Here is an 8867-nt window from a genome sequence, read left to right as displayed (position 1 = left end):
TATTCAGGTGGCCAAATTCACTATGCCACTACAACTTGAGACTCAAGCAGAAGTAGCAGCCTTTGTAGAACAAGCTGCAACACGAGCTAAACAGAAAGCTATCGATCAGATGAAAGCTATCTTTCCAGACTGGGAACCAGCAGAGGACGCTTGAACGTAAAAGGCAGTGTGTATTAACATACGGCCTTAACTTTTTAGGGGCATATGATGAAGAACGTTAATTTAATATTGCTCGGAGATAGCACACAGCCACAAGAGAAGCGTATGAAGGAAGCGCTCAAGATAAGCAAGGGTGTGAAACCTGCTGCTGTGTTGGATGCTGTGAAAGAAGCATATGATGGTACAGGGAAGAAACCTAGCCTGAACTATGCACAGCTTGCACGATGGAGAAAGGGTTTAACCTACTATCGCTCACCTCCTACTGTAGACGCTATAGATCCCTATACAGAATTATTTACTCCCCTGTACCAACTGCTAGAGAATCCAGTGGTGGTAGCTTCCATCGATGTAGAAGAATTCGAACAACGATTAAGAAAGCAGGTTGAAGAACGTGAACGGCTATTGAGTACGGCAAGACGGGAAGAAGCAGAACGTATTATGAAAGAATCAGAAGAACGTGATCATAATAGGTTGATGGAGGAATTAAGTAAGCTGATGGATAAGCTGAGAGAGCTTAGGAAAGATTAATGCACATTTTTGTGCATTTAGAATAGTTGAGAAGGGGTAGCCTAATATTATGGTTCCCTTTTCTGTTTTTATTTCACCGGAAAGAGTTTTGATACTACTACTGCGTTAATTATTCCCCTTCTTACTACCGCACTGATAAGCACATTCACCGCTGTGAGAATTATCACACCGCCTACATGATGAATAGCTTTGGCTATGAAAGATCAAAATGGTATAGAGTCCGAAGGACGACTAACCAGACAGCCTACAGAGCGTTTAAATGATGCAAGGCAGGCAATCACCTTACCTACTCACAAAACCGCTTAAAATGGCTTAATTTCAATGGACAAAATTGTCCAGAGAAAACTATTCTTTCTCGGGGATTTCCCCGAGAAAGTGAGGAGTATTCCTGCTAGACAAATTTGTCCAGCGCTATGAATACTACGTACTCCTGTGTATGTTCTTGCTTGCTGCTATCACAACAGTTTCATACAATAACTACCTGCACAAGCTCGCAACTGGTTGTTTTTAATATTCATACCGAATATCAAACTGTGATCCCGCATGAATTCCCCCCACCCGCGTAGACGATGAACGGTGCTTACTGGCGTGGTTGCAAATGGTTTTCCAGCCACGGCAGCATCTGTTTTTTACGACTCAGCATCCCTTCAACCTTGCAGGGCTGCGCGATATCTGTCAGTTCTTTTCCGGCAAACCACAGGCTGGTGTCGCCTTTGTTGATATCCGTCAGCATCAGCACGACCAGCGCAGCATGGCGTTCCTCAGCATAGCGCACCATTTCCGCACGCAAATCGTCCAGCACCGGCGCCACCTGATCCAGTGCGTAAAGTTCGAGCTGCGCCACGCAAACCTGGAGCCCATGAATCGTGAACGTTTTGCAATCTTTATTGAGAAGTTGCCGGGCGCTCATCCCCTCCACGCTGGTTTTAGCTGATAGCAGGTCGCGGCAGAATGCCTCCCGATCAACTCCCGTTTTTTCGACCAACGCGTCCACCGCCTGGCAGTCGTCTGCCGTAGTGGTAGGTGAGCGTAGCGTGACAGTGTCACTCAAAATGGCCCCCAGCAGCAACACGGCCTCGGAGGAAGAGATCTGGCGACGCTCCTCTTCCGACATTAGTTGCCATAACAGCGTCGCGCTACTGCCGACCGGTTTCACCCACACTTCCGGCGGTAAACGCGTCATCAAACCGCCGAGGCGGTGATGATCGATAATACCAACGACATTACTCTCAGCCAGAGAGTCTGGACCCTGAGCGGGTTCAGTAAAATCCACCAGCCAGACATCGCTGTCGGTCAACGGAAACGTCAGCAGTTCGGGCATCGAGAGTCCCGCGTGCTCAAAGATAAATTGCGTTTCACGGTTAGGTTCACCCGCGCGCCATGCCGTCGCCTGCTGGCCGCGTAAGGTTAACCAGCGCGCAGTCATCGCGGCGGTGCAGATGGCATCGCTATCGGGATTAAGGTGCCCTATGACATGTATCATTAATCAGTGCCTTGTAATGTGAAGAGAACAATAACCAAAGTATAACGATCGGGTACATTCCCTTCCATGATCCCGCTGCGCAGTCAGGCAGTACAAAACATAAGCAAAATAAATCAGTTGTAAGTAAAATACGATAAATGTTAATAATATTTTGCTATCAGGTTATCAAAAACCAACAACTTTACTTGCTACCGATACGGCTCTGTTTTTAACATCGCTTATGGAAAAAAATGTTCTGTTCAATCAGCGTATTCGCTTGCGCCATCTTCACACTTTTGTCGCCGTTGCCCAACAGGGGACGCTGGGGCGCGCGGCTGAAACCCTAAACCTGAGTCAACCGGCTCTCTCCAAAACACTCAACGAACTGGAGCAACTGACCGGGACACGCCTCTTCGAGCGCGGTCGCCTTGGTGCGCAGTTAACGCTACCCGGCGAACAGTTTCTTACCCATGCGGTAAGAGTGCTGGACGCGCTCAATACGGCCGGTCAGGCATTAAATCGTCGGGAAGAAGCACATAATGATGTCGTGCGCATCGGAGCACTACCGACGGCTGCACTGGGTATTCTTCCCGCCGTCATTGGTCCGTTCCACAAGCAGCAAATGGAGACCACGCTGCAAGTTGCCACCATGAGTAACCCGATGATCCTCGCTGGGTTAAAATCCGGGGAAATCGATCTCGGCATTGGCCGGATGGCCGATGCGGAACTCATGGTCGGGCTAAACTACGAATTATTATTTCTCGAGTCGCTCAAGCTGGTAGTACGCCCTAACCACCCGCTGTTGCAGGAAACCATCACGCTAAGCCGGGTGATGGAGTGGCCGGTCGTGGTATCGCCAAAAGGTACCGCGCCGAGGCAGCATGCGGAAGCCCTGCTGCTAAGCCAGGGGTGTGAACTGCCGCGAGGTTGTATTGAAACGCTGTCGGCGTCGCTGTCGCGCCAGTTGACAGTGGATTACGACTACGTATGGTTTGTGCCGTCAGGCGCGGTGCGGGAAGATTTACGCCAGGCCACACTGGTGTCATTACCGGTACCGACGCAAGGATCCGGCGAACCCATTGGCATTTTGACCCGTAGCGACGTTCAGCTCTCTACCGCCGCACAGATCCTCATCGCCGCGATCCGCAAAACTGTCCCGTTTTGATATTTCCCGCCGCCAAAAATAAAGGGACCCGCGGGTCCCTTTATCGTTAAAACGTTTCCCAATTCTCACCGTGGGATGGCGACGTTTGCGGCGACGAATAAACCGGTGTGGCAGCAAGGGGCGCGCGTTTTTTCACGCTGCCGCCCTGCAAGCGAAAGGTGCCAACTGCCTGGGTTAAACGTGCAGCCTGCTCCTCCAGCGAGGCCGCGGCAGCAGACGCTTCTTCGACCAGCGAAGCGTTTTGCTGCGTGACTTTGTCCATCTCTGAAATCGCCTGGCTCACCTGCACGATGCCCCGACTTTGCTCATCGGAGGCGGCAGCAATCTCCAGCATAATATCGGTCACGCGTTTTACCGCATCGACGATATCCGTCATGGTATTGCCTGCAGCCACCACTTCCCCGGAGCCTTGATCAATCAGCCGTACGGATTCGCTGATTAATCCTTCAATCTCTTTTGCTGCCTGGGCACTACGGCTTGCCAGAGTACGCACTTCGCTGGCCACCACCGCAAAGCCGCGCCCTTGCTCGCCTGCTCGCGCCGCTTCCACCGCCGCATTCAGCGCCAGGATGTTGGTCTGGAAAGCAATGCTGTTGATAACGGCGGTAATTTCAGAGATTTTCTTCGAGCTGGTCGAAATGTTGCCCATGGTATGCACCACGCCAGAAACCATCTGACCACCCCGACTGGCTTTTCCGGAAGCATCTTCCGCCAGTTTACTGGCATGATGTGCATTATCGGCGTTCTGTTTCACCGTAGCCGTCAGCTCTTCCATACTGGCCGCCGTCTGTTCAATCGCCGCAGCCTGCTCTTCTGTACGCGATGACAGGTCCGTATTCCCCATAGAGATTTCACTGGTCCCGCGATAGATTTCTTCTGCCCCCTGACGCACGGTTCCCACGGTTTTTACCAGCGAATGCTGCATGGCCTGCAAATGACGGCTCAAACGACCAATCTCGCTGCGCCCGGTGGGCTCATCCTGCATGGTCAGATCGCCCGCTGAGATTTGCTCAATGCGTTGGGCGGCGCGCAGCAGCGGATGGATCACGGTACGACGCAACACCATAAACGTCATCAGCGTCAATGCCAGTGCCAGACCGAATGCGCCCAGCATAAAGACCATGCCAATTTGTGTCCGATGATGGGCCTGCTCACTGAGCTGGTTTGCCCTTGCGGTGCGGATCTCAATGGCCTTCAGCAGCGCTTTGTTGTAGGCGGTATCCAGCGGTCTGGCCTGTTCATTTTCATGGTTAATGATCGCTTCAAACATGCCGTTTTTGGCGTACTTGAGCATCGGCTGCAAACCGTCGATATAGGCTTTGAAACTGGCGCTCAGTTCAGCGTCCAGCGCTTCATCTGCCGGCGTTTTCACCGCCCGAGACAGATAGGCATTAAAGCCCTCCTGCGACTGCTTAATCCGCTTTTCCGCCTCCGCAATATTGGCCTTCATATCGTCCATTTCGGCAATACGACTCGCCGCACCAGCATGGATCATATTGATACGCGAGGTGCGCAAGTGGTTAGAGCTGTTCGATAACCCCATCCTGACCTGAATTTCATCAGTCACATCGCGCTGATCGCGATCGGCCTGCATAAGAAAATAGCTCGCCAGCCCGGAACTTAAGGCGAACAGCAGAAGGATGCCACCGAGAATGGAGGAAAACAGCGGAACCAGTCGGATTTGATGCAGGAAGCCCAGTTTATGCTGGGCCTGCATCGATGTTGTGTTGTCCATGACCGTCGACTCTCTTGTAGGGTTTATGCGTGAAAACACGCCCGATAGATAGTCATCGGCAATCCGCCAGGATTGCTTACCGCGAAAAGCGCCGGTTTCGTCACACTTTCACAACATCATTCTAAAAAATTCAGGAAAGTGCCAGCGGAGAGTTCCGCTGGCGGATGGATCAGTTATCGCCAAAGTGGATAACAGTACGAATAGACTTACCCTGATGCATTAAATCGAACGCCTCGTTGATCTGCTCCAGCGGCAGGCGATGCGTAATAAACGGATCTAACTGAATTTTCCCGCTCATTGCGTCTTCGACCATGCCCGGCAGCTGCGTACGCCCTTTTACACCACCAAATGCGGAGCCGCGCCAGACGCGTCCGGTCACCAGCTGGAACGGACGTGTTTTGATCTCCTGCCCAGCGCCCGCCACGCCAATGATGATGCTCTCGCCCCACCCTTTGTGGCAGCACTCCAGCGCAGCACGCATCACGTTCACATTACCGATGCATTCAAAGCTGAAGTCCACGCCGCCGTCGGTAAGCTCAACAATCACGTCCTGCACCGGCTTATCGTAATCGTTCGGATTGATGAAATCTGTCGCACCCATTTCACCGGCCAGCTTGAATTTCTCCGGGTTGGTATCGACCGCTAAAATGCGCCCGGCTTTCGCCTGTACCGCGCCCTGGATCACCGCCAGACCGATACCGCCCAGACCAAACACCGCCACGGTGTCGCCTTCTTTTACTTTTGCCGTGTTATGGACGGCGCCTATCCCGGTGGTAACGCCACAGCCCAGCAGACAGACTTTGTCCAGCGGTGCCTGTGGATTGACCTTCGCCAGCGAGATCTCTGCGCACACGGTATATTCACTGAAGGTGCTGGTGCCCATGTAGTGATAAATCGGCTCGCCGTTGTAAGAAAAACGCGTTGTGCCGTCTGGCATCAGACCTTTACCCTGGGTCGCGCGCACGGCCTGACAGAGGTTGGTTTTGCCCGATTTACAGAACTTACACTCGCCACATTCGGCGGTGTACAGCGGAATCACATGGTCACCCGGTTGCAGGCTGGTGACGCCTTCGCCCACTTCAACCACAATGCCGCCGCCTTCATGGCCCAGTACTGCCGGGAATACACCTTCCGGATCGTCGCCCGAGAGCGTAAATGCGTCTGTATGGCACACACCGGTGTGGGTGATTTTAACCAGCACTTCCCCTTTTTTTGGCGGCGCGACGTCGATTTCGACAATTTTTAACGGTTGGCCGGGGCCAAATGCAACTGCAGCACGTGATTTCATCTGTCTCTTCCCATTATTGCGAGGTGATGGTGTTATTTTAGATAAGCGCGCAGAAGATGGCCGATTTCAGCCATACGCACGGCACGCTGGTCCGGGGTGGTCTCCCCACTGACCAGTTCATCCTTCAGGTGGATCTCAACCATTTCGCCCATCAGGCCGTTGGATGCGCCGCGTACGGCGGCAATTTGTTGCAGGATCGCCAGACAGGGTTCGCCTGACTCCAGCGCGCGCTCGAGCGCATCAACCTGCCCACGAATACGTCGTACACGAGTGAGAATGCGTTTTTTATCTTCAGGTGAATGCGGCATACGCCCTCCGGATACTATAGGGGGGTATACTATCAGCTTTTTTAACTATTTGTAAAATAAATAAATTATTATTCTTTAGTGAGTTACGTAAACGACAATACAGACATATGTAGACATATACAGCCTTTTTCATGCCCCAAAAACTGCCCCCAAAACAAATTTGCCCCCAAATTCGCCCCCAAAAACACTCCTTGAATACGAGTTTTTTGAATTAAAAAATTTGTTTTCGTCATGTTGCACACTACAAAAAGTTGAATTAGTTTTATCACCCCTTGAATCATCTTGATAACCTTTGCAAGGTTAAATAATGAGCAACCTAAATCCATGCATGACTTGTGGAGCATGTTGTGCATTTTTTCGAGTTTCCTTCTACTGGGCTGAAGGTGATGATGCGGGTGGTACTGTCCCTGCCTACCTCACCGAGAAAATCTCACCCCACCTCCGGTGCATGAGTGGCACAAACCAGAAAAATCCCCGTTGTATTGCCCTTGCGGGTACGCCAGGGGAAAGCGCTTTTTGCACAATTTATGAGAATCGCTCGTCAACATGCAGGGAATTTGCCATGTCAGGTGAAAATGGAGATGCAAATAAAGCGTGTAATCGCGCAAGGGCTAAATATGGACTAGATCCAATATAAAGCCATTATGGGTAGAAATGCAGACACCAATAGCCCCGGTTGTCAGGCGTCGGGGCTTCGTTTTTAAGGTGTAAAAAAACCGCTTGTAGCGGCTTATTCATTACTTAACATTAAACGCCCTTATCATTTCTAAATAATCACAGCGCGGAAATTATCTGTCTGGTTAATACCGGTAATATCCGGAATCCATAGCGGGTATATCCACATTCCAGAACCCCTGCGGATTACATGCCAGTATCATCCAGGCTGTGTTACAGGAAGAAGGCCACGGTGGCATATCGTCATCGTCCGGGTAATCACATGAGTCGATATAACCGTAACGTGTACGCAGCGGTGCCAGCCTGGCCAGTATATCCGTCGCGGTGGCATCTTCACCCAGCCTTCTGGCCAGTAACGCCACACCTGCCCTTCCCTCCACCCACACACCACGCTGTTTATTCGGGTAGCCATATTTCGGATGATAGGGCGTGTACCCTGTCGCATCATGTGTGGCGTACCAGAATCTGTCCAGGTAAGTAAAACACCGCCGGGCTTTTTCCATATCTATATTGGCCACAAACAGCCCTCCCCAGCTCGCGCAGTCCAGCGGTGAAGCCTTATCCACCCCGGTAGTCCGCATCCCGGCATAAAACCGCCCTTCATCCTCCACCCACAGTTTTTCCATCATGGAATCCGCCAGGGCTTTCGCCTTTTCAGCATAGCCGGTGAAACCCACCCGCCCCATCAGGTCAAACAAAAACCACAGGTCAAACTGATGCTCCGATGTACACCAGTCCGCTTTAAAGTCCGGATAAAACACACCATTCTGATAGCGCCCACTGCCGGAAATGTACAGTCCGGAGCGAACATCGCGGCTGTCCGTCACCCTGAAATGTTCAATCCATTCGGCACACTGTGTCAGTTTATCCCGCGCAACAACCGCCAGTTCTCCGCCCGGATATTTCAGCAAATAATATGCCAGCGCATACGCCACCCATGCCGCATTCCCCGTCCGGTAGTACTGTGAAGACGTCTGCGCCGACATACGGTTTACAAAAAAGGGAACGCTCCCCTCACTGCCACCGCTGCCCACTATCGCACACACCCCGCGAACGAAACGCTCAACCTGACTGTGCCCCTGCGCCATCAGGGCAATGGCTGACACGGCCTGGTCATAGGTATATGTCCGGTCTTTCATTACCAGCACTGCGCACAGTGCATCCGCTGATGTGCCGTCATAACCTGTTTTCGTTGCAAGATATGACGCCAGCGCCTTTGCCCCCAGCACGCCGATGATGAAAGACACCAGAAAATGCGCCGCAATCCTCCATGCAGAAAGTGCCTGTGGCATCGTGGCCACAAACAACGCCCCGGCAAATGCGCCAAACACCACCCCGAAATCCGTGTTAGTAAACAGGCCAAATGCCGTCGCCCATCCGAGCGCCACAGCAGTGCCCGTCCCTGAGACGGGTTCTGTAGCCATAATTTCTCCTGTAAATGAAAAAGGCCCGCCGTAGCGAGCCTCAGAAACGACAAAACCCGCACGATGGCGGGTTTCGGTTCATATTTTTCCGTGACATGTACAATGGAAATTAGAATGGGCCAT

General features: G+C 52.0%; 7 protein-coding genes and 1 pseudogene. 3 read left to right on the top strand and 5 right to left on the bottom strand.

The annotated features are described in order from the left end of the window. Positions 1 to 204: 204 nt before the first annotated feature. Entirely contained in the window at positions 205 to 687 is a 483-nt protein-coding gene (locus FDX01_RS00920) for a hypothetical protein (RefSeq protein ID WP_135911998.1), read from the top strand. Positions 688 to 1267: 580 nt separating this feature from the next. Here FDX01_RS00920 and FDX01_RS00915 read toward each other — a convergent pair. Beyond that, on the bottom strand, positions 1268 to 2170 hold the full coding sequence (locus tag FDX01_RS00915) for a manganese-dependent inorganic pyrophosphatase (RefSeq protein WP_137399076.1): 903 nt from the start codon (positions 2168 to 2170) through the stop codon (positions 1268 to 1270). A gap of 220 nt (positions 2171 to 2390) precedes the next feature. On the opposite strand from FDX01_RS00915, the gene FDX01_RS00910 reads away from it, so the two are divergent. Beyond that, complete coding sequence (locus tag FDX01_RS00910; RefSeq protein WP_135911996.1) at positions 2391 to 3314, top strand: LysR substrate-binding domain-containing protein; 924 nt, start codon at positions 2391 to 2393, stop codon at positions 3312 to 3314. 46 nt (positions 3315 to 3360) lie between these two features. Here FDX01_RS00910 and FDX01_RS00905 read toward each other — a convergent pair whose 3' ends face one another. From FDX01_RS00905 to FDX01_RS00895, 3 genes are all read right to left on the bottom strand, one after another. Next, positions 3361 to 5049: a methyl-accepting chemotaxis protein gene (locus FDX01_RS00905; protein WP_115258431.1), complete on the bottom strand. Its 1689-nt coding sequence runs from the start codon at positions 5047 to 5049 to the stop codon at positions 3361 to 3363. 169 nt (positions 5050 to 5218) lie between these two features. Further along, positions 5219 to 6337: an S-(hydroxymethyl)glutathione dehydrogenase/class III alcohol dehydrogenase gene (locus tag FDX01_RS00900; RefSeq protein WP_096756948.1), complete on the bottom strand. Its 1119-nt coding sequence runs from the start codon at positions 6335 to 6337 to the stop codon at positions 5219 to 5221. A 32-nt stretch (positions 6338 to 6369) separates the two neighbouring features. Then, positions 6370 to 6645 (bottom strand): metal/formaldehyde-sensitive transcriptional repressor, encoded by a 276-nt coding sequence (locus FDX01_RS00895; RefSeq protein ID WP_003833178.1) that lies wholly within the window; start codon positions 6643 to 6645, stop codon positions 6370 to 6372. A 307-nt stretch (positions 6646 to 6952) separates the two neighbouring features. Between FDX01_RS00895 and FDX01_RS00890 the strand changes: the two genes are divergently transcribed. After that, entirely contained in the window at positions 6953 to 7282 is a 330-nt protein-coding gene (locus tag FDX01_RS00890; protein WP_137399075.1) for a YkgJ family cysteine cluster protein, read from the top strand. Between the two features lie 1132 nt (positions 7283 to 8414). Here FDX01_RS00890 and FDX01_RS23230 read toward each other — a convergent pair. Further along, positions 8415 to 8744 (bottom strand): annotated as a pseudogene (locus tag FDX01_RS23230) (putative holin); the annotation flags it as partial. Positions 8745 to 8867: the final 123 nt, after the last annotated feature.

Origin of the sequence: Citrobacter sp. wls613, from assembly GCF_005281195.1 — a bacterium.
Classification (GTDB): Bacteria; Pseudomonadota; Gammaproteobacteria; order Enterobacterales; family Enterobacteriaceae; genus Citrobacter; species Citrobacter gillenii.
The sequence above is the reverse complement of the archived record's forward strand: the minus strand, read 5'-3'. Positions and strand labels throughout refer to the sequence as shown.